General features: G+C 56.5%; 15 protein-coding genes. 10 read left to right on the plus strand and 5 right to left on the minus strand.

What is annotated here, in order from left to right:
* Positions 1–36 precede the first annotated feature (36 nt).
* The 4 genes from JO972_RS00800 to JO972_RS00815 are packed head-to-tail and all read left to right on the plus strand — an operon-like array spanning position 37 to position 4,789.
* Positions 37–2,127, plus strand: coding sequence for an ABC transporter substrate-binding protein (locus JO972_RS00800; RefSeq protein ID WP_309488085.1), 2,091 nt, complete (start codon positions 37–39; stop codon positions 2,125–2,127).
* Positions 2,120–3,121, plus strand: coding sequence for an ABC transporter ATP-binding protein (locus JO972_RS00805; RefSeq protein ID WP_309488086.1), 1,002 nt, complete (start codon positions 2,120–2,122; stop codon positions 3,119–3,121). Before JO972_RS00800 ends, JO972_RS00805 begins: the two co-directional genes overlap by 8 nt.
* 4 nt (positions 3,122–3,125) lie before the next feature.
* Positions 3,126–4,148: an ABC transporter ATP-binding protein gene (locus JO972_RS00810; protein ID WP_309488087.1), complete on the plus strand. Its 1,023-nt coding sequence runs from the start codon at positions 3,126–3,128 to the stop codon at positions 4,146–4,148.
* Between the two features lie 29 nt (positions 4,149–4,177).
* Positions 4,178–4,789, plus strand: a complete 612-nt coding sequence (locus tag JO972_RS00815; protein ID WP_309488088.1) for a CHAP domain-containing protein — start codon at positions 4,178–4,180, stop codon at positions 4,787–4,789.
* Positions 4,790–4,809: 20 nt separating this feature from the next.
* Here JO972_RS00815 and JO972_RS00820 read toward each other — a convergent pair whose 3' ends face one another.
* Positions 4,810–5,559: an inositol monophosphatase family protein gene (locus JO972_RS00820; protein ID WP_309488089.1), complete on the minus strand. Its 750-nt coding sequence runs from the start codon at positions 5,557–5,559 to the stop codon at positions 4,810–4,812.
* 169 nt (positions 5,560–5,728) lie between these two features.
* On the opposite strand from JO972_RS00820, the gene JO972_RS00825 reads away from it, so the two are divergent.
* The 3 genes from JO972_RS00825 (at position 5,729) to JO972_RS00835 (ending at position 11,487) form a co-directional block, all read left to right on the plus strand.
* Positions 5,729–9,673, plus strand: coding sequence for a type IV pilus modification PilV family protein (locus tag JO972_RS00825; RefSeq protein WP_309488090.1), 3,945 nt, complete (start codon positions 5,729–5,731; stop codon positions 9,671–9,673).
* 15 nt (positions 9,674–9,688) lie between these two features.
* Positions 9,689–10,510 carry a hypothetical protein gene (locus JO972_RS00830; RefSeq protein ID WP_309488091.1) on the plus strand — a complete coding sequence of 274 codons (822 nt, stop codon included), beginning with the start codon at positions 9,689–9,691 and terminating at the stop codon, positions 10,508–10,510.
* A 248-nt stretch (positions 10,511–10,758) separates the two neighbouring features.
* Positions 10,759–11,487, plus strand: a complete 729-nt coding sequence (locus tag JO972_RS00835; RefSeq protein ID WP_309488092.1) for a PEP-CTERM sorting domain-containing protein — start codon at positions 10,759–10,761, stop codon at positions 11,485–11,487.
* Positions 11,488–11,555: 68 nt separating this feature from the next.
* Here JO972_RS00835 and JO972_RS00840 read toward each other — a convergent pair whose 3' ends face one another.
* Entirely contained in the window at positions 11,556–13,517 is a 1,962-nt protein-coding gene (locus JO972_RS00840) for an ABC-F family ATP-binding cassette domain-containing protein (RefSeq protein ID WP_309488093.1), read from the minus strand.
* Positions 13,518–13,659: 142 nt separating this feature from the next.
* On the opposite strand from JO972_RS00840, the gene nadC reads away from it, so the two are divergent.
* Entirely contained in the window at positions 13,660–14,511 is an 852-nt protein-coding gene (nadC, locus tag JO972_RS00845; RefSeq protein WP_309488094.1) for a carboxylating nicotinate-nucleotide diphosphorylase, read from the plus strand.
* Positions 14,512–14,578: 67 nt separating this feature from the next.
* A complete protein-coding gene (locus JO972_RS00850; RefSeq protein ID WP_309488095.1) occupies positions 14,579–15,295 on the plus strand; it encodes a PDZ domain-containing protein in 717 nt (238 codons plus the stop codon).
* A 7-nt stretch (positions 15,296–15,302) separates the two neighbouring features.
* Here JO972_RS00850 and JO972_RS00855 read toward each other — a convergent pair whose 3' ends face one another.
* From JO972_RS00855 to JO972_RS00865, 3 genes are read right to left on the minus strand one after another with little or no spacing between them, the layout of a single operon-like run.
* Entirely contained in the window at positions 15,303–16,052 is a 750-nt protein-coding gene (locus JO972_RS00855) for a hypothetical protein (RefSeq protein ID WP_309488096.1), read from the minus strand.
* Positions 16,053–16,073: 21 nt separating this feature from the next.
* Positions 16,074–17,135: a type IV pilus twitching motility protein PilT gene (locus JO972_RS00860; RefSeq protein WP_309488097.1), complete on the minus strand. Its 1,062-nt coding sequence runs from the start codon at positions 17,133–17,135 to the stop codon at positions 16,074–16,076.
* Positions 17,136–17,153: 18 nt separating this feature from the next.
* Positions 17,154–18,206 (minus strand): type IV pilus twitching motility protein PilT, encoded by a 1,053-nt coding sequence (locus tag JO972_RS00865; protein ID WP_309488098.1) that lies wholly within the window; start codon positions 18,204–18,206, stop codon positions 17,154–17,156.
* A 293-nt stretch (positions 18,207–18,499) separates the two neighbouring features.
* Between JO972_RS00865 and JO972_RS00870 the strand changes: the two genes are divergently transcribed.
* On the plus strand, positions 18,500–20,710 hold the full coding sequence (locus JO972_RS00870; protein ID WP_309488099.1) for a serine/threonine-protein kinase: 2,211 nt from the start codon (positions 18,500–18,502) through the stop codon (positions 20,708–20,710).

A 20,710-nucleotide genomic window follows, 5' to 3' on the forward strand; every position in this document is an offset into this window, starting at 1 on the left:
AATCCATTGAAATCACTATTCCACGGCGTAATGATCATGGCTGCAGCATTCAGCCTGAGCGGCTGTGGCGATGAGGAAGACGTGCTCGAACGCAAATTGGGCTTCGATGAGTTTGTTCCGAAGTACAACAGCTACATCAAAAACTGGCTCGCCAAGGAGCACTCACGGGTCACCAAAAGCCTGGCCGAGGTGGAAGCACAGATGGCCGGGGCGGAAGGGAAGGCAAAGACTGACCTGCTCGACCAAAAACAGGAACTCGACCGCGAGCTCGGACGGATAGAATTCCGCCAGTCGCTGGGCGATTACTTTGACTTCAAGGAGGAGTCGGAGCTGCCTGACGGTTTGCAATGGGAGGATGGCATGGACCAGCCGGAGATCGGCGACCCGCGCGCTATCAAGGGTGGGGCCTTTCGCTACTTCATCTCGATGTTTCCCGCCACGGTGAGACCCTTCGGCAAGGAGGCCAATAACAGCTTCCGCAGCTACATCTACGACGACATCGAAGTGGCTACGGTCGGCCTGCACCCGAAAACGATGAAGGTCATTCCCGGCACTGCACGCCGCTGGGCGCTGAGCGAGGACGGTCGCACGGTCTATTACGAACTCGACCCCGACGCCCGCTACAACGATGGCGAACCGATCCCAGCCAAGGATTACATGGTGGGTATTTACGTGCGTGTTTCGGACAACGTCGTGGCGCCTTACGAGAAGCAGTATTATCGCGAACAATATGCTCAGGTGACCTCATACGGGGATAAATATCTGGCAGTGAGCCTGCCGGAGTCGAAGCCGCTGATGCCGTATTTCGCCGCACTACGACCTGCGCCATCGCACTTTTACAAAGATTACGCCGCGGATTATGTGGACTTCTACCAGTGGAAAGTGCAGCCGCACGCCGGTCCTTACTACGTGCGCGATGAGGACATCGTCAAAGGCGTCTCTATCACCCTGACTCGCGATAAAGACTGGTGGGCTAAGGATAAGAAATACTATCGTTACCGTTTCAACCCGGACAAATTGGTCTACACCACCATCCGCGATATTTCCAAAGCCTACGAACTGTTCCGCGCCGGGCAGCTGGATATTTTCGGTCTGACACAGCCGGATTATTGGTATGAAAAATCGGAGATCGATCCGGTGTTTGATGGCTACATCGAGCGCTACAAGTTCTACACCCAGTATCCACGGGTGCCCCGAGGCGCCTACCTGAACCTCGACCGCCCGATCCTGAAAAACCGCGATACCCGCATCGGCATCTGCCATGCCTTGAACTGGCAGAAAGTCATCGATATCGTTTTCCGCGGCGATTACTCGCGCCTGCAGCAATACAGTGAGGGCTACGGCGATTTGACCAACCCGAACGTCAAAGCTCGCGAGTTCTCCGTGACCAAGGCGCGTGAATACTTTGCCAAGGCTGGCTACACCGAAGAGGGCCCGGACGGGATTCTGCGGAAACCCAGCGGGGAGCGACTCGCCGTCACTCTCAGCTACGCCAAGGTTTCCTACTATCCCAATGTCGTGGCCATTCTCAAAGAGGAAGCCAAGAAAGCCGGCATGGACCTGCGTGCTGACGATCAGGAAGGCACCGTGTTTTACAAAACGGTGATGCAGAAGGAGCACGATATGGTGATCTGGGGCTGGGGGGCCACACCGCCGTTCCCCCGCTACTACGAAGGTTTCCACTCGAAGAATGCCTACGACTCGCTGGGCAATGCCAAACCGCAGACGAACAACATCACCAGCTACGCCGATGAGGAAATGGACAAGCTCACCCTGAACACCCGCTATGCACGCACGGTGGAGGAGGTGAAAAGCAATTCCTGGAGAATCCAAGAGAAAATTCACGACGAGGCACTGTTCTCGCCCGGTTGGGTGACGAGTTTTGTCCGCCTCGGCTCGTGGCGCTGGGTCCGCTGGCCCGACACCGAGGAAACTCCATTCAACGTGCCCATCATCTACCTGCCCAACGAGAGCTACGTGTTCTGGATCGATTCCGAAATGAAGCGTGAGACCGAAGCCGCCATGCGCAGTAACCGCACCTTCCCTGAAGTGCAAAAAATCATCGATGTCTATCAGAATGGCATCCCCAAATCCGAACCCAACGACCAAGACGCAAGTAATGAGTGAAAACCTTCTCGAAGTTAAGGAGCTGATCACCGCCTTCCGCATGGAGGACGGCGATTGGTTACGTGCCGTAGACGGTGTCTCTTTCCGCGTGCCAAAAGGCAAAACCGTGGGCGTCGTGGGCGAGTCCGGATGTGGGAAAAGTGTTACCGCCATGTCGGTGGTCAGTCTCTTGCCAAAGCCGATGGGGCACGTCCTCGGTGGCGAGATTTTATTCAAAGGCGAGGACCTCACCAAGGCGAGCGACAAGCGCATGCACCAAGTGCGCGGTGGCGAGATCGGCGTGATTTTCCAAGAGCCGATGACCGCGCTGAACCCGGTGCACCGCATCGGCAAGCAGATTAGCGAGTCGCTCATCCTGCACCGTGGCATGAGTAAACGCGAGGCGCTGCAGGAGTCCATCGAGCTCTTGGATCGTGTCGGTATCCCAGCTCCGGAGCGACGCGTTATGGAGTATCCTCACCAGCTCTCCGGCGGTATGCGCCAGCGTGTGGTGATCGCCATCGCCTTGGCCTGTAAACCGGATTTGTTGATTGCCGACGAACCGACCACCGCCCTGGACGTGACGGTGCAGTCCCAGATTCTTGAGCTGATGGAAGATTTGCAAAACGAGATGGGCATGTCCACCATCCTGATCACTCACGATCTCGGTGTGATCGCCGGCCACTGTGATGAGGTGGTGGTGATGTATGCGGGTCGGGTGGTCGAGCGAGCTCCGGTGAAGGAGCTCTACGCCTCGCCACAGCACGCCTACACCCGTGGCCTGCTCAACGCGATTCCCACCCTGGCGACACCACGTAAATCGAAGCTCAACACCATCGAGGGCCAAGTGGCTTCGATCAAGGACTTCGTCACCGGCTGCCGATTCTGTCAGCGCATGGAACGCAAGGGACCCACCTTGAAGAACCGCGCCCCCTTCGTAGAAATTTCCAAAGACCACTGGGTGGAAGCCTGCCCGGAATGTGTCGATACCAGCGCCCTCAACCTTGCGCACTAGTCCTATGAGCGATCCCATTCTTTCCATCCGCGATCTGAAAATGCACTTTCCTGTCAAAGGAGGAGTGCTCTCGCGCCAGGTGGCCGCCGTCAAAGCGGTCGATGGTGTCACGCTCGATGTCGGACGCGGCGAAACCCTCGGCCTGGTGGGCGAGTCCGGCTGTGGTAAATCTACGCTCGGAAAAAGCATCGTCCGCCTGACCAACCCCACCTCGGGCTCGATCGAGTTTCAAGGCAAGGACATCACCAAGCTTACCCAATCCCAACTGCGCCCGATCCGCCGGAACCTGCAGATGGTTTTCCAAGATCCTGCCGAGTCGTTGAACTCGCGGATGTCAGTGGGGCAAATCATCTCGGAGCCTCTGGAGGTGCAAAAAATCGGCACCCGCGCGACGCGACGCGATTTGGTCGAGCAGCTGTTGGATCGTGTGGGCATGCCCAAAAGTGCCTCGCAGCGGTTTTCCTTCGAGTTCTCCGGTGGTCAGCGTCAACGCATCGGCATCGCCCGCGCCCTGGCACTGAACCCAGAGCTCATCGTTCTGGACGAGCCGGTGTCCGCGCTGGATGTCTCGGTGCAGAGTCAGGTGCTTAACCTGCTGCTGGACCTGCAGGAGGAAATGAATCTCGCCTACCTGTTCATCGCCCACGATCTTGCGGTGGTGAAGCATATATCCGATCGGGTTGCTGTGATGTATCTTGGAAAAATTGTCGAACTGGCCGATGCCGATGCCATCTACAAGAATCCCAAACACGCCTACACCAAGGCCCTGATCTCCGCGATTCCGGAGCCAGATCCAGATGCTCCGAAAGACCGGGTGCATCTCGAAGGGGAGATTCCCTCACCGATCAATCCACCCGCAGGCAGTGCCTTCGGTCACCGGATTCAGCACCCGCGCTACGAGGAAACCATTGGCATGGACCTCGGCCTGGTGGAGCTGGAAAAAGATCACTGGGTGGCCGCCGATCCCTGCTGCCTGACCGACGACGACTACGAAAAAGCCCGCGCTTTGAAGAGCTCCGCTGTATGATCGGTCGCCTTGGCTGCGTAGCTTGCTAGATGAAAAAATCGGCTAGTGCAGTGATCGCCGTCTTGGTCGGCTCCGTGGCGGTCGGCTATCTTGTCTCGACGATGAACAACCAGCCTTCAGTAGCAGACTCCGGCGCGGACGTGAATGCGCCCATCGGATCTGAGGTGGCTCGTTACAAAAACGTGCCGGCATTTCAGAATGGCACCGTCATCACCACCAGCCACGGCAAGCACTATGCCGCCGACGGCTATTACTACGGTCAGAAATGGCAGTGTGTGGAGTATGTGAAACGCTTTTTCCACGATGCCCTCGGCCATCACATGCCCAGCGTCTGGGGGCACGCCCGTGATTTCTATGACCCCGCCGTGACCCACGGCGCCATGAACCCCGCACGAGGTCTGCGGCAGTATCTCAACGGCGGCGATGTCGCGCCCCAGCCAGACGATCTGCTGGTGTTCAGCAAGGGCTCACTGGGTCACGTCGCCATTGTCACCAAGGTGGAACAGGATGCCATTGAGGTGATCCAACAGAACGTGCACGGCGCCGCTACTGCACGGCACAGGCTGCTACACAAAGGCGGAACGTTCACCGTGGGCGAGAGCCACCAGCCGACGGCGTGGCTGCGATTGCCAGCCAGTTAAAGGTGTAAAAAAGGAGGGGGCTAGAGGATTTCCTCGATCGGAATCTTACCGTTGCTTGCAACAATCGACCACACATCCGGCTTGCCTGCCACCGGTTCCAGGGTGGTTTTACCTCCGGCCGATTCCAGCAGCATCTGCCCGGCCGCGATGTCCCAGAGGGAGATGGTGGACTCGACGTAGGCATCCAGGCGACCGCAGGCGATGTAGGCCATGCCGAGTGCCGCGCTGCCCATCATGCGCATTTTCCTGGCGCGGAGAGAGGCCTTGTGGAAGCGATCCATCCCCGTGGCCATGGCTTCTTCGTTTTTGCCGCAGCCGAAAAATAACGCGGACTCTTCAAGTTTCGTGCGTGGGCTGACCGAAATAGGTTCACCGTTCAGCAGGGCGGGGCTGCCTTTTTCCACTTCCCACATTTCGTCCATGCTGGGGTCGTAGATGACACCCACGATCAGTTCGTCCTCGTGACGCAGAGCGATGGAGACGCAGTAGTGGGGGATGCCGTAGAAATAGTTCACCGTGCCGTCGATGGGGTCGACAATCCACTGGTAGGCGCTGTCTTGGTCGCCAGCGAGTCCCTCTTCGCCATACAGCGCGTGGTCGGGGAACTCGGCGAGCAGCACCCGGGTGATCAGGTCCTGGCTTTCACGGTCGAGCGCTAATTTGATGTCGTGATGCTTGGCCTCATCCACCTCGAGCTGAGTGCCAAAATGCTCACGAAGAAATGATCCAGCTTGGTGCGCCGCCTGCTTAGCTACTTCCAGATACGTCATTCCTGTTTCTTACAAAACTGCGATGAATTTACGACTGAATAATCAGATCCAGAGTATTACTTTGTAATGACTTTGTGTTTGATCTCCGCGGCATTAAGTTTTAAAAGAGAAAGGATTACAAGGATCCCCCCTGATATTTGGATTGGTAAAATTTTGCTCACCTAATTCTATGTATATTTCATCCTACGAATCCAAGCGTAGAAATAGGCAACCTGGTTTTGCCCTCATCGCCACGATGTCAGTGATGATTCTCATGGTGATGGTTTCTTTGGCGATGGTGTCGCTGAGTTCCTTGGAGTTAAGGAGTCAGCAACATTCCAACCATCAAGCGGTGGCGCAAGCGAACGCCCGTCTCGCCTTGATGTTGGCTCTCAGTGAGCTGCAGACTCAGATGGGGCCCGATCAGCGGGTGTCCGCCCGGGCAGCGATTTTGGAGGAGGAAACAGCAACGTCCACTGTGGCGAACCGCAATTGGCTCGGTGTGTGGTCGACCACAGTCTCCGAGTCGGGCCAAGACTGGCCGGTGATCGGAAAATTGGGCAGTTCTCCAGTGTCTGGCGCGCCCTACGCCAGTGCCGGCGGCTACGAGGATTTGAGAAATAGTCTACCCAGCTTAGCCAATGACGCATGGAAAACGGAGCTTCGCCGAGCTTGGTTAGTCAGCCAGCAATCAAGCGATGCCGATGCCTCACAGCTACTGGATACCACAGATTCTGGGGTGGTTGAAATTGTCGGACGAGGAAGCTTGGGCAGTGGATTGAATGCCAGCGAGTATCAAGAGGCACGGGTGCTTGTGGAAAAAGTCGAAGTCGAAGGGAGGGGGGGCTACGCGTGGTATGTCGCCGATAACAATCAAAAAGCCTCCATCGATCCGATCTCCGAAGTTCTGGATGTGGACGCCGCTCTGGAAGCTTCGCCGAGGGGGAACCCAGCCTTGGTGAGGCTGCCTAATGACAAGGAACCTTTTCAGGACTTTACCGAGGAAGCTTTAAACCATTCTGGCAAGGTGCTGTCCTACGCCAGTGCGGCGCTTGTTCAGGCCGGTGACAAGGATGTCCGGGAAGCACTGCGGGAAAAATACCACCACCTCACGGCTGAGGCACCCGGACTGTTCACGGATACCTTGCACGGTGGCCTGCGTAAAGATCTCACCCCCTTGCTGCTGGCGAAACAGGGGCAGGAGAGTGTCGATTTCGATCACAGTGAGGGCTCTGAACCTAGCGTGTTTTCTTCCACTTATCCGATCATCCCGGGGGCGGATCACGGGGTGCTGGGGCCTTCATTCGGTGCGCTGCGCGATTGGGCACAGCAGGCCTATGTGACTTCGAATGATGCGCAGACCAGTGCCAGCAGCTCTGCCGTTAGGATGCGGCCGACCACTGCCTGGCCGCATGCGATTTCCGACGGTGCCTGCTTCGATGCCTCCCAGTGGGCCGAATCTGCGCCGAAGGTGCATCCGGTGATGACCGACAGCCGCTGGCACTACTACTTCTCCCACCATAATCAACGCATCCGCACGCACATCATTCCGCGTGTTTGTTTGTGGAACCCTTACAATCGGGAACTGAAGGTGCCGGCGCTTACCGTGCTGATGCCGAATCCTTTCTACAATCTCTCCCATGGCATGCATTTCTTCCCTGAGGAGGCACATGTGAACGACCTCAAGACAGCGCACCAGAGTGATTCCGGTCATGTGTTTTCCAAGTGGATTCAGAAAAGTGGCTACGTCGGCGGCAGTGTCTATAAAATGCGGACTAATCCCTTTCCTGAATCCCGCTACCTCGCGTTCACTCTCGAGGCCACTAGCATGGGGGCTGGCGAGTGCCATGTGTTCTCACCCAAGGTGGTCACGGCTGATTTGACGGCCAGTGGAATCAAGCTTCAGAAGTATCAACCTACGTCAGTCGCCTCCAACGTGCTCAGCTCCTCCGAAGAGCAGGGGAAGAACCACTTTTTCTACGATCACGCGGCCGATGTGAAATACGAGGTGCAGGCAACCAGCTGGAGAAGTCTCTCAAGCACCGACCTCAGCGAGATCGATTTTGGCAGGATCTTTGATTATCAGCCGGAAGTCACGATGCAGACCGATGGCAAGGTGGAGAGCTTCCCCTTCATTCTGAAATCAGGAACCGCGCCGTCCTTAGAAGACCTCTACACCAGCTCGGCCTACCCCACCTTGCAGCTGGTGAATAATGCCGCCGGTGGGGCGAAACCCACGACTTACTTTGGCTACATCGGCGAGACCTGGGGCTCCGCACTGCAGCCGCCCGGCAGTTTTGGCAACTTGCAGACCTTCGCCGAAGCTCCATTGAAAGATGCCCCACCGACCCACCAGGTGGGCGCGAAGTTGCTCTGGCTGGATGAGTCTAGCACCGAGGGGAATGCGCCGCCGTTACGGGTAGATCGATGGACGTCCGATCACATGGCCTACAACGTCAGTCCGGTGGCAAACTGGAACATCCGAGCCCAGCTGACCACACGATCTCCCGCGTCCCAGTGTGCCCTGAAGTGGTATATGACCAGCACCGGCCCGTGGCTGCTTCAGTTCACCCCGATGTCGCCGCAGGATTTTAACGATCAACCCAGTCTGAATGCCTCTGGCACCGCCTTTGTGAAAAATCCTTTTGGTGCAACGAATAGTTTCCCCTTCAGCCAGGATGTGGTGATGTTTGATCTGCCTTCCAACGATTATGGAGTGCTGTCTTTGGCGAAGCTGCGCCATGCGATGCTCAGCCCGTATTCCTGGAACCCCACCTACCTCATCGGCCATTCGCTCAGAGACTTGCACGCCCCGGCTGAGCGCAGCGCTCATGAGGTGGCCACGGATCGCTACACGGGAAATAATGCTCCCACCCGCTGGGACTACCTCATCGGATCGGCCAAAGGTAGCGGACTGAGCCACGGGCCATATGCGAAAGCCATCGATTCCCAAGGCCTGTTACAAATCGGCTCGGAGGCGGTCACCCGCAAGGTCGCCGAGACCCAGCTCAGCTCTGCCGATGAGGTGCTGGCCTATGATGTTGCCTACGAGGTGAACCAGAACCTCTGGGACCGCTACTTCATCTCCGGCATGCCGCTGAGCTCCGACACCGGTGGCTTTGCTTGGAACCCCGACGCAAGTAAGCCGCTCTGGAACACACGCTATCAATTCAATAGCGAGAGCCATATGAGTCAGACCGAGGCGGTCGCCATGGTCACCGCCACCGATGGTCTCAATACCGGGTTCTGGGAGAATGCTGTGGTGTTGAAAAATAAGGCTGCTTTCAATGTCAACTCCACCTCGGTGGAGGCCTGGACCGCCTTCCTCTCCGGTACATTGGGGCTCGAGCGACCACTGAAATCCGGCCATTTGGAGTCAGATGAAATCTCCTTTGCCCGCCATCGTCAGCCAGCCAGCGCGGCCAAAACCAGCGAGGCAAACCCTGACAAATCCGGGGCCTGGATTGGAGCTAGGAAATTGACCAAGGGGGAATTGCGAAGCCTGGCTGAGAACATTGTGGTCGAGGTGAAGAAGCGCGGCCCGTTCGTTTCGATTTCAGACTTCGTCAATCGTCGCCTGTGCGATGAGGAGGATGAAACCTCAATGATGGGAACTCTGGATGCCGCCATTCAGGCGACTGGTTTGAATGCCAATTTTGAAAAAGAATCCAAATATCTCTCCACCGCCGTCAATGTCGGCACCCGCACCGACGCACCGGACAACAATCTATCCACTTTTAAAAACAGCTACCGTTTTCAAAAAGACGGCAGCTACACCAGCGTGCAACCAACGAGTCAGGCCTGGGGGATGCCCGGGTTCCTGACCCAGAGCGATGTGCTGGAATCTATCGTTCCGGCGCTTGCCGTGCGTGGTGATAGCTACACCATCCGCGCTTACGGCGAATCCAGCAGTGACGGCGTGGTGCACGCCCGGGCATGGATTGAGGCGACCGTGGAACGCAGCCCCCACTACGTCGACCGATCGTTGAACGGCAATCAGCCGACTGATGACGCTGGGAAAATCGATTACGTCACCGGATCTTATCAAGTCGGTAATCTGACTCCGACGAATCAGCAGTTCGGCCGCAAGTTCGTGATCAAATCGCAGCGCTGGCTCAATGCCGATGAAATCTAACCCAGCTCCCATTTCATGAAACCCGCCCCCCTCTGCTTCCTCATCCTGGCTTGGTCGATCTCGCTCATGGCAGCAACGGAGGAACAGTCAGAGCAGTCCACACCTGAGCAGGAACTGCAGCACCCTACGGAAATCGTGATCGTCGCTCTTGGGCCGAAGCCGGGTCGTCGTTTCAAGGAGAGCAAGGGCGCCGAGGCCCCTGTTATGCTGCTGCCTCAGCCCGGCGAAATCCCACCGCCACGCCTCTATTACAAAGGGAAGTCCGCGACCGAGAAGAAGAGCGACTGGCAAGGGATGAACCTGGCTTTTAACAACCCTTCCGCCATGCGTGAAGTGACGCCAGAAAAGCCGCTGATTCTCTACCGCAAGTTGGCTGGGGATGACGAGTATGAGAAATACGTGACCATCCCCGCAGGCAAGCCGGGCTCTCGGCGCATCTTTTTTCTACTGCCCTCCACCACGGGGAAAAAACTTTGGAACTCACCGCCGTTAGTGCGAACGATCAACTTGGATGCCGAGGTGTTTTCAGGGAAGCAGTTCATTTTGAAAAACCTCTCTCAATATACCGTGTTGCACGCCTTTGCCGATTCCGTGACTGCGGTGCCGCCGATGAAGACCATCTCCTACACCCGACCCAAAACCGGTGAGCTTTATCGATTGGTGGCTCGCTACGGCACGCATAAAAAAATCCTCTACAACACGGCGGTCCGATTGGACGTGGAGGGGAATATTCAGCTCTTCGCACTCTACAATGCCAGTCCAAGAACGAACTCGGGGCGGTCTGTGGGGGTGTTTCGAATGATGGTTCCCTATCGTAAGCCATTGTCACAAAGTTAGTAAGGGTGAGTCGTTTTCATCGGGTTTGCCTATCTTGGTATGGATGTTGCTGCATCCCAAATCATGGTGCCTAAGCCAAAATGGCCCAGGGAACTGTCCTGGATTGAAATGATTGTGTTGTTGTAATGAGATCATGACGAAAGTGTTATGTAGTGACGTCTGACAGAATAGTTTCATGAAAAAAATACTGGGAACAGAGCCTGATGCTAGAAAGCGAGGGAACCCCCACAAACAAACCCACTATCATCATGAAAAACACAATGTTACTTATCGTCGGAGCTCTTGCACTTGCTCCTTTGAGTGCCCAGTCGGCCATTATTTTCTCCGAGAATTTTGATTCGATTCCAGATGGCGATCTTTCTGCCGATTCAAACTGGACCGCGTTCAGTGGAGCAGACGGCTCCGTGGATGTCACATCAGGTGTCGTTACCGGTCTCGGGAGTGATGCCGAGGATGTCAGCCGAGGTTTTTCTGAGACCTCTGGTGTATATTTCGGAATTGATATCAATGTCTCCGACGATGCCTCCTCGGACTACATCATGGGCTTCCGCGATGGGACAGGGCAGGCAGCGAGATTCTTTCTCAGCGGAGATGGTTCCGAGATTGCACTTGGCGTCAACTCTGCAGGAACGGGCAGCAGTTCAGCGGGCGCCACGAGCACGAGCACTTTTTCTTTGAACACAGATGTGCGCATCGTTGGTTATGCCGATGGCAATGGCACAGTGAGTGCCTGGATCAATCCAGGATTAGCAGATTCGGCCATGCCGGATGTCACTTTTACCAATGCGGATGTTGGTGCTCTGGATGGCTTTTTTCTGCGTCAGGGTGGATCTTGGGACAATGGCGGGGCCTCTTGGACGGCTGATAATTTAGTGGTCGCCACTACTTTTGACGAGGTGATCGCCGTGCCAGAACCTTCCTCATTCGTGCTGCTCGGTCTGGCAGGGCTGGCTGGACTCGTTCGCCGCCGTCGCTAATGTGACCTGAAACAACTATAGAGTGGCGACTTTCGAGTCGCCGCTTTTTTTAGTCCCGTGGGTGATGTTCAGCTGTTGAGCTCGGCCTCAAGTTGCTCAATCTGATCGCTGACGTCACCCCAGCGGGAGAAGGTGTTTTCGAGCTTCTCGCTGAGTGCTTGGTAGGCGGACGAAGCTTGCTGCATTTTGTCGGCATCGCCCGCCGTTTCCGGAGCGGACATGTGGCTGGTGAGCGCGGCCTGGGCGGCTTCGTATTCGGCGATGTTTTTTTCTAACTCCTCGAGCTCTTTCTGCAGCGGTTTCAACACATCGTTGCGCTTCTTCCGCTGCTCGGCTTCGATTTTCCGCTGCTCTTTGCGATTTACCACTGGTGCGTTGCTGGCGACAGGAGAGCTTGCGACGATGCCTTTGGCCTCGTTTTTCTCCTGCTCAATCTTTTCCAGGTAGTAGGTGATGTTTCCTGCGAAGGTGCGCGGCGGGTGACCTTGGCGGAACTCCAGCGTCTTGGTGACGATGGGATCCAGGAACGATCGGTTGTGGGAAACGATCATGTAGGAGCCGGGGTAATCCTTCAGCGCATTTTGCAGAACTTCCTGCGATTGGATATCGAGGTGGTTGGTCGGTTCATCGAGGATTAGGAAGTTAGCTGGGCGGAGTAGCATGCAGACCAGCGCCACACGTGAGCGCTCGCCACCGGAGAGCACTCCGATCTTTTTGAAGACATCATCGCCGCGGAACAGGAAGCATCCTAACAGGTTTCGTGCCAGCGGTGCGTTCTCGCGCGATGCCGCAGCCTCGGCGCAGTCGAGCACGGTGAGTTCCGGATCGAGTTCGTCTGCGTGGTTCTGGGAGAAAAAGGAGACCGCCGCCTTGTGTCCGAAGGTGTGCGTGCCGCTATCCGGTTCTTCCTGGCCGGTGATGAGTCGGCAGAAGGTGGATTTACCCGCACCGTTCGGTCCGACGATGGCCAGACGTTCGCCTCGGGTAATCTCGAAGTTGAAGTTCTGGAAAATGTTGATCTTGCCGTAGGCCTTGCAGGCTTTTTCCAGCATCGCCACTGAGTGGCCGGAGGCTGGTGGGTTGGGGAACTTGAAGCTCATCACGGCGTCTTCTTCCTCGAGCTCGATGATCTCCATTTTCTCCAGCTGCTTGATCCGACTTTGTACCTGCTTGGCCTTGGTGGCTTTGGAGCGGAATCGATCAATAAAGTCTTGGGTTTGTTTGATCTCGCGCTGCTGTGACTTGTATTGTTTGACTAGGATTTCTTTCCGCAGGACGGATTCCTTGACGTAAAACGAGTAATTACCAGCATACTCCTCAGCACGACCGTGGTGGAAGGCGATGGTGCGTGTGGTCAGCATGTCGAGCAGAGCAAGATCGTGGGAAATGATCAGAATGGCACCCGGATAGTTCACCAGATAGCTCTCCATCCACTTTTGAGAGTCGATGTCGAGGTGGTTGGTCGGTTCGTCTAACAAGAGGACTTCCGGTTGCTGCAGCAGCAACTTCGCCAGCGCAATCCGCATCTGCCAGCCACCGGAGAACTCGCCACAGTCGCGGGTGAAATCGCTGCGCTTGAATCCCAGCCCCGTGAGCACGGATTCCATGCGGGGTTTGATCATGCCCGGGTCCGAGTCGTGCAGCTTCAGCTCCAGCTCGCCGATCTGGTTGAGCAAGTCCGAGTAGGGTGCCGAGCGTGGATCGAGGTCGTGCAGGCGGGCGGCCATTTCATCGATTTCTTTCTGCAGGCTCTGCGTTTCGGCAAAGGCGGACTCGACCTCGTCCCAGAGCGTGATGCCGTGGATGTGGATGCCTTCCTGTGGGAGGTAACCGATCTGGCAATGTTTTGGCTTGGTGAGTCGGCCTCCATTGGGTTTGAGAATACCGGCGATGCACTTCATCAGGGTGGATTTCCCCGCGCCGTTGTGTCCGGCAAAGGCAATTCGCTCTTTGGCGTGCACGGTGAAGGAGAGGTCCTTGAAAATGACCCTGGCACCGAATTCGATATGAAGATTTTGAATGGCGAGCATCGCGGCAGGTTTCTGCCAGAATTCAGCTAATAAACAACGGTAATATGCCTAGATCTGGGGCGGAGGGCGGTTTTCCCGTGGCTGGATGACAGGGGCGGAATGTTGCATTGTCATTTTCTCCGCAGTAGCCGATGATCCAGTCATGCAGCAATTTTCTGACGTAAGCGATCAACTCATCGATCTGGCATTGGTGGAGGATATTGGGCCGGGGGACGTGACATCGCGTTACTTTGTGCCCGAGGAGAAATCGTCCAAGGCCTATATTTATGCCAAAGCGGATGGTGTGGTGGCCGGGATCGATCTCGCGATCGAGGTGTTCCGCCGGGTCGATGCCGAGGTCTCTCTCATGGCAGTGAAACAAGATGGCGACCAGGTGCAATACGGCGACCATGTGTTGGAAATTGAAGGGGCGGCTCGGTCGATTCTGACCGCAGAGCGCACTGCGTTGAATTTCATGCAGCGGCTCTCAGGCATTGCCACCAATACCAGTCGCTACGTCGCCCTCACCGAAGGCACTCGTGCGAAGATTTTGGACACCCGCAAGACCACGCCCGGCTGGCGTCAGTTGGAAAAGATGGCGGTGGTCGCCGGCGGTGGCACCAACCACCGGATGGGCCTCTACGATCGCGCCATGGTTAAGGATAACCACATTGTGGCCCAGGACAAACTGGCGGGCATGCAGGCAGCGATTGACCAGCTGAAGCAAGAGCTGCCGGACGTCGAGGTAGAACTCGAGGCAGATACCTTGGAGCAGGTGAAGAGTTTCCTTGAACTCAATGGGGTGGATTACATTCTTCTCGATAACATGAGCAACGATCTCATGCGTGAGGCGGTGGCCATGCGCGGCGATTCCGGTCCGTTGTTAGAAGCCAGCGGTGGCGTGAATTTGACCACAGTAAAAGCGATCTCCGAGACAGGAGTTGATTTTATTTCCGTCGGCGCACTGACTCACTCGGCAGTGGCACTCGATCTCTCGCTGGAGTTTTGCGAGTAGGCAGATGGCGGCATGCATCGATTTCGTGGGAGTTGCAATCTCAGTAAACCGCGCTAGCATCCGTGATATGAATCAATTGCTGGGAATCCGACTCCACCGACTCCTGCTGTGGGTGAGTTTTCTAACCGTGACTTCGCTGAACGCAGTGGCGGAACTTCCTCGCACTTCACTGAAAAAAATGGCCTCCGCCGAGTTCTCGGAACGACAACAGGGCTACGAGGAACTGCAACAGTGGTCGAAAGAAAATGTCAAACAAGCGCCCGATCTCCTCTATCAGGTGTGGAATCAGGAGAAAGATCCCGAGCTGAAAACGCGCTGCTACTCCCTGATGAAGGACGCAGTGATCCTGCGTGAATTCGGCAAGGGCAAAGGCTTTGTCGGTGTGCGCATGGAAGAGGCTATCGTTCCCGGTGGGGCGAATCTGCCGGCACGGAGAGGCGTGCGCATTGCGCAGGTGGTTCGTGGCACCCCGGGGGAACGCGCAGGGCTGGCGATGGGTGACATCGTTACCGGCGTGGACGACGTGGATTTTTCCAAATTCGAACAGGCTCAGGCACCCGATGGTGTGGTGGACGTGTTCAGCGATTACATTCAATCGAAGCACCCGGGCGATGTGATCAACCTGCACATTCTTCGTGGAGGGAAGAAGCTCGAGAAAAAAGTGCGCCTGATGCTGCGCCCGGATGGTATCGACCGAGACCTGTTCGGTCGTGACGACGAGGCTCTCATTAATCGATCAGATCTGTTTTTTGAGACCTGGCTGAAGAAGAAAGCGGAGAAGTAAGAATCAGCTACTCGGAGGCTTCGGCGTCCTCGGTTTTGGGCGCCACCAGAGGTTGCTTGGTGATGGTTTCGTAGTAGTCCAGCACCTTCTTGTAGACTTCTTTTTCAATCAGTCGTGCTTCGGCGAGTTGTTTCGCCAGTTGTTTCGAGCGAGCGATGGCAAATGCACTGAGGTTTTGTGAGCTATCGTAGTCGGCCGGCAGCGGCGGGGCGATGCTCAGGTTGGGAAGCATTTTTTCAGCCCCCGGCAGCAGGTAGCTGGGGATGATGTAGTCGATGATCACCTCGTCGCCCTCGGAGGGGCCACTGCCGATGGTTGGGAACTCGCCATCTTTCAAAGCGTCGAGATTCAGCGCGTTGTCAAAGATCCCCAGCTTGCGGCAATTGTCATAATTGCTCAGCAGCGCTTCGCGGATGAGTTCCTCTCGGGTGGAGAGGTTATCCGGAGTTTCGGTGGAGAACATTTCGCCTTCGTCCTTGTTCAGCACCTGATCGATCAGTTCGGCGGGTGTCATGCCGAGCTCCACGCCCTGGTGGATGGTCAACATCGCGCGGAACAAATTCTCGCGCGCATTATCTTGATAGAACTGTTCGTAGGCTGCGGACTCGCTGGCGTGGGTGCTCAGCTCCACCACAATCTGACGCTTTTTCTGAAACTTGCGGCAGCTCTTGATGCCAAAAAGTGCGATGGCAATAACGGCGATGATGAAGATCCCTTGTTTGATGTATTCGGAGACCGGTAGGTGTGTGTTCGACATGATGTTAGGTAGGAAATAAAACTATTTGTTGGGTTCGAAGCGTTTGCGATCGCGGCAGTTGTAGAGGGCCTCTTGCAAATCGATCTGCCCGGTTTGCAGCAGGTGGGCGAGCGACTCATCGATGGTGTGCATGCCTTCGCCTTGGCCAATTTCCATCAGCCCCACCATCTGTTCGATCTTGCGCTCACGGATGCAGGTGCGCAGGCCGTGGTTCATCTTCATCACCTCGGTGGCGAGCGCGCGTCCTTGGCCGTCGGGCCGCATAAGCAGTCGCTGCGAGACGATGGCTTCGCAAACGTTGGCCAGCTGGGCGATGATTTGCTGCTGCTGGTCGGGAGGAAAGACATCCACCAAACGATCCACACTCTGCGGTGCGTCCACGGTGTGTAGCGTGGCGATCACCAAGTGCCCCGTTTCGGCGGCGGTCAGGGCGATGCGGATGGTTTCCAGATCGCGCAGTTCGGAGACCACGATGACGTCGGGGTCCTGCCGCAGAGCCTGACGAAGGGCGCCGGAGAAGCTTTTGGTATCGGACCCCACTTCACGTTGTTTCACCAGACACGACCGGTGCTCGTAAACAAACTCGATCGGGTCCTCGACGGTGATGATCACGCCTGAGCGGGTCTCGGAGATGCGCTTGATCATCGAGGCCATGGTGGTGGTTTTTCCAGAGCCTGTCACACCGGTCAGCAATACCAACCCGCGCCGCAGCTGACAGATCTGCTCGATCACCGGGTAGTGACCGAGGGTTGCCAGGTCGGGGATCTCGGTGGGGATGTAGCGGAATGATGCTTCGATGTGGCCGCGGATGTAATGCACGTTACCGCGGAAGCGCCCGACGTTGTCGACGTGGATGGCGTAATCGAGCTCCCAGTTTTGTTCTAACTCGGTGCGTTGCGCCTCGGTGAGGGTGTCCATGATGAGTTGCTTGCACACCTCGTCGTTGAGGCAGAACTCCTCCAGTGGTTTCAACTGTCCGTCGACCCTGGCTGCCGGTGGCGCACCGCTGGTGAGATGCAGGTCAGAGCCCTCGAGCTCCACGGTGACGCGGAGGTAGTCGGTGATTTTTTTCACTTCACTCATGGTAAAATTGGTCGTCTGTTAGGATATGCCGCGGATCAATCGATCGAAGTCCTGAGGATTGGCGGCCGCTTGTCGTGCCACGTGCTCATCGAGGTAACCCTGCTGGGATGCAGCCACGAGGAAGCGGACAAAGGAGCAGTTCGCGGGGTTGTCGACTCGGTTGATGTGGTCGGAAATTTCCGGGAGCTCGCTATGTTTGATCCAGCTGCGGGTGGCGGCTTCATTTTGCAAATGTTCGATGGCGAGCAGCATGCCGCCGTCGGGGCGGGGGAGAAGCTGCTGGGAGAGGATGCCTATCAGATGCTGGGAGAGCAGCTTGAGCAGGCCTTGTCGACTGCCGGCCTCGAATAGATTGGTGAGGCGCTCCAAGGTATCGGTGACTCCGGAGCTGTGCAGGGTGGCGAGCACGAGGTGACCTGTTTCCGCCGCTTGCAGACAGATCTGGGCGGTTTCCTGATCGCGGATTTCCCCCACCAGAATGATGTCGGGGCTTTGCCGCAGCGAGGCGCGGAGGGCGGCGGAAAAGGAATGGGTGTCCGAGTGCAGCTCGCGCTGCGAGAAGTAGCTGAGATGATTCTCGAAGAGATATTCGATGGGATCTTCGATGGTCACCACATGGCGCGATTGGTGCTCGTTCACCCACTGCAGCGATGATGCGAGGGTGGTGGATTTCCCCGATCCGGTGGGACCGGTGATCAGCACCAGGCCTGCTTGTTTGGAGACCCACCGAGTGAGCAGGTCCTTTGGAGCGCCGAGCTCTTCCAGCGAGGGAATGTGATCTTTGATGGGGCGAAGCACGGCGGCGAGAGCTCCCAGAGATTTGTATAAATTGACTCGGAGTCGATGACCTCCGCCGGTGATGTAGCTGATGTCCTTTTCCTGGGTGGTCTCCGGATCGGCTCCGCAGCTGATCCAGAATTGGGTGAGGGTGTCCCTGGTTAGCGGGTCGTCACCGGGGACTTGCACGTCGTTGTTCAATCGCACGCGCGGCACTTTGTCCTCGCAGAGAAATAAGTCGGTGGCTCCCGTCTGGAATGCCTGGTCGGCGAGTCGATCAATGACATCGTTCATAATTGCGTTTCACAATAAAGCGAGGTCGTGGCGCAGCTGCAAGCATGAAGGTTCAATGTGATGGTCTTTAGAGTTTTCAAAACGTAAGCCTTTGCGTAGTTTGGAGCCTCATGATGGATGAAACGAGTGAACCTCAAATTGCCCACTGCAGTGCTTGCGGGTGCAAGATGGATATTTCGACCTTGTTGCCTTACACTAATGTCGTTTGTCCCGATTGCGGGCACCACACTCGGGTCAAATGTGAGTTAGGTCACTATCTGCTCACCGCACGTCACGCCGTGGGGGGGATGAGCATGGTTTTCGCCGCGCGCGACACCACCCTGCAGCGCGATGTCGCCATCAAGATTCTCAACGAGGAATATTCCAAGGACGAGGTGCGGATGCAGCAGTTCGAGCACGAAGCTCTGATCACTGCGGGGATCAGCCACCCTCATATTGTCCGAGTTTACACCGTGGGACAAACCGCTGGGGTGTATTTCATCGCCATGGAAATGGTGCCCGGGGAGAACCTTGAGCAACGCATCGCCAAAGAGGGGGCGGTGAAGGAAGATGAGCTGTTACCGATCGCTTCGGAAATCATTGCCGGTCTCGATGCAGCGCACGACGCCGGTCTGATTCACCGCGATGTGAAACCGGGAAACATTCTGTTCGATGCTGCCGGACACGTGAAAATTGTCGATTTCGGCCTGGCGTTAGTCACCCAGGGAGGCAAGGCAAAGGCGGATGAAATCTGGGCCACCCCCTACTACGTGCCGCCCGAAGCCCTCGACGGCATTGAGGAAGATTTCCGCAGCGATATTTATGCCTTGGGGGCGACTCTTTATCACGCCTTTTCCGGTCAGCCGCCGATCTCCAGTGAGACTAAATCCACCCGCGAGGTGCGCAAGGCCAAGGAAAACATCCCACCGCTGGCGAAGGTGGCTCCGTGGTTGAAACCGGAAACCTGTTACCTGGTGGACAAGGCGATGGCGATCAACCCTGAAGACCGGTTTTCATCCTATGCCGAGATGGAACAAGCCTGTGAAGATGCCTATCAGGTAACCCAGGGGAATGGCGCATCCGAGCCGATTCATAGCAAGGAGCGCGCCCGACGCCGTGGAGCATCTCATAAGGGGCTGATCAGTCTGATCGCCACTTCGGCGGTGGTGCTGGCTCTGTTAGTAATCGCAGGATACATGGTGATTCAGAAGAAGTCCGCCACTCCCGACGAAGCTCCGGTGCTTGGTGCGACAGAGGAACCTGTCGAGCAACCCGAAGTCAGCGATGATGGCGAATACAGCCCGGAAGTGGCCGCGAAAGTGAGCAGTATGTTCCGCTCGTCCCATGCCTTTCTGGAGGAGAAAAAATACGATGAGGCCAAAGACGTTTTCATCCAGCTCATGCGCGATCCTGACGTCCAGGAGCCAGCTGCAACCTGGGCCGGTGTGGAGGCGGTGATCGCCACCTGGCTGAGTGGCAACCCAGGCGATGCCTCATCGGCCATCGGGCAGGTGCGCCAGCATATGCAGCAGCGTGAGATTTCTAACGATAGCGAAATGGGCCGACTGGTGCATCGACTGGGCTCGCTGCAATCGATCAAGAACCCGGAGGTCAAAGAGAACACCATGGAGGTAGTGCACCTGATGGCTGTGGCCTTGAAGAATTGGGAGATGGGTGCTTGGCAAGATGCCGTGCCGTTGTTCAAGCGGATCGTGCAGATGCCCTTCGCCGAAGGCAGTCCACTGAGTGTTTATCCTGAAATTTCCAAACGTTACTTGGCCGATTACCGGCGTCTTCGTCCGATGTTCGACCAATCGGAACCGACCAGTATTGAACAAGCAAGAGCCCGCTTGGACGAGCTGAAACAAGCGCTCGGAGAGCTGCAAACCAGAGGCCGTGCCAAGTTCCATATCCGCGTCTGGCAGATCCGTCTGATGGTGCACATTCGTGAAATGCGCGAACAGGCGGAGCGTGAGGGGATCGAGAAAAATAAGGCGCCTCGCTACACGGAGGTAATGCCGAAGTTCCGCGAGCTGGTCGCTAAAGCCCACTTTGCCAAAGCCTCCGAACTACTGCAGGATGTTCGGATCAACGAGCACGCGGTGGAAGAGCGCGATGCCTACGTCTACCTCACCGACTCTGCCAGTGCCTTCCTCGGTGGACTCGAAGAAGTCATTCCTGACCAAGGCGTGGCACTGGAAGTCACGGATCTCGAGGGTAAGGTTTATCAAGAAATCCTAGGATCAAAACCTGGCGGGCTGCGGCTCAAGGGGGAGAACGGTGAGGTGTTTCTTCCTTGGGGCAAGCTTCAGCCGGACTCTGTGCTGCTTATTCACCAGAAGGCATTTCGGCAGACCTTGGGAACCTTGGAAGGGCAGCTGCGCACCGAGCAGGCAGTCTGTTATGCGTGGCTGACTGGCCTGTTAGATAAGGCCAAGCGCGCGGCATCTGTCCTCAGCGAGGTGAATGGCAACTTTGAAAAACAATGGGAGGCCACCATGAAGGCCCTGCATCACGATGCATGA

The organism is Oceaniferula flava (assembly GCF_016811075.1).
Lineage (GTDB): Bacteria > Verrucomicrobiota > Verrucomicrobiia > Verrucomicrobiales > Akkermansiaceae > Oceaniferula > Oceaniferula flava.

Excerpts from the sequence above, each read along its gene's own strand:
- JO972_RS00840 (WP_309488093.1), bottom strand. The coding sequence starts at position 13,517 with ATGCTCGCCATTCAAAATCTTCATATCGAATTCGGTGCCAGGGTCATT.
- JO972_RS00870 (WP_309488099.1), top strand. The coding sequence starts at position 18,500 with ATGGTTTTCGCCGCGCGCGACACCACCCTGCAGCGCGATGTCGCCATC.
- JO972_RS00800 (WP_309488085.1), top strand. The coding sequence starts at position 37 with ATGGCTGCAGCATTCAGCCTGAGCGGCTGTGGCGATGAGGAAGACGTG.
- JO972_RS00830 (WP_309488091.1), top strand. The coding sequence starts at position 9,689 with ATGAAACCCGCCCCCCTCTGCTTCCTCATCCTGGCTTGGTCGATCTCG.
- JO972_RS00835 (WP_309488092.1), top strand. The coding sequence starts at position 10,759 with ATGAAAAACACAATGTTACTTATCGTCGGAGCTCTTGCACTTGCTCCT.
- JO972_RS00865 (WP_309488098.1), bottom strand. The coding sequence starts at position 18,206 with ATGAACGATGTCATTGATCGACTCGCCGACCAGGCATTCCAGACGGGA.
- nadC (WP_309488094.1), top strand. The coding sequence starts at position 13,660 with ATGCAGCAATTTTCTGACGTAAGCGATCAACTCATCGATCTGGCATTG.
- JO972_RS00855 (WP_309488096.1), bottom strand. The coding sequence starts at position 16,052 with ATGTCGAACACACACCTACCGGTCTCCGAATACATCAAACAAGGGATC.
- JO972_RS00810 (WP_309488087.1), top strand. The coding sequence starts at position 3,126 with ATGAGCGATCCCATTCTTTCCATCCGCGATCTGAAAATGCACTTTCCT.
- JO972_RS00825 (WP_309488090.1), top strand. The coding sequence starts at position 5,729 with ATGTATATTTCATCCTACGAATCCAAGCGTAGAAATAGGCAACCTGGT.
- JO972_RS00820 (WP_309488089.1), bottom strand. The coding sequence starts at position 5,559 with ATGACGTATCTGGAAGTAGCTAAGCAGGCGGCGCACCAAGCTGGATCA.
- JO972_RS00805 (WP_309488086.1), top strand. The coding sequence starts at position 2,120 with ATGAGTGAAAACCTTCTCGAAGTTAAGGAGCTGATCACCGCCTTCCGC.
- JO972_RS00815 (WP_309488088.1), top strand. The coding sequence starts at position 4,178 with ATGAAAAAATCGGCTAGTGCAGTGATCGCCGTCTTGGTCGGCTCCGTG.
- JO972_RS00850 (WP_309488095.1), top strand. The coding sequence starts at position 14,579 with ATGAATCAATTGCTGGGAATCCGACTCCACCGACTCCTGCTGTGGGTG.
- JO972_RS00860 (WP_309488097.1), bottom strand. The coding sequence starts at position 17,135 with ATGAGTGAAGTGAAAAAAATCACCGACTACCTCCGCGTCACCGTGGAG.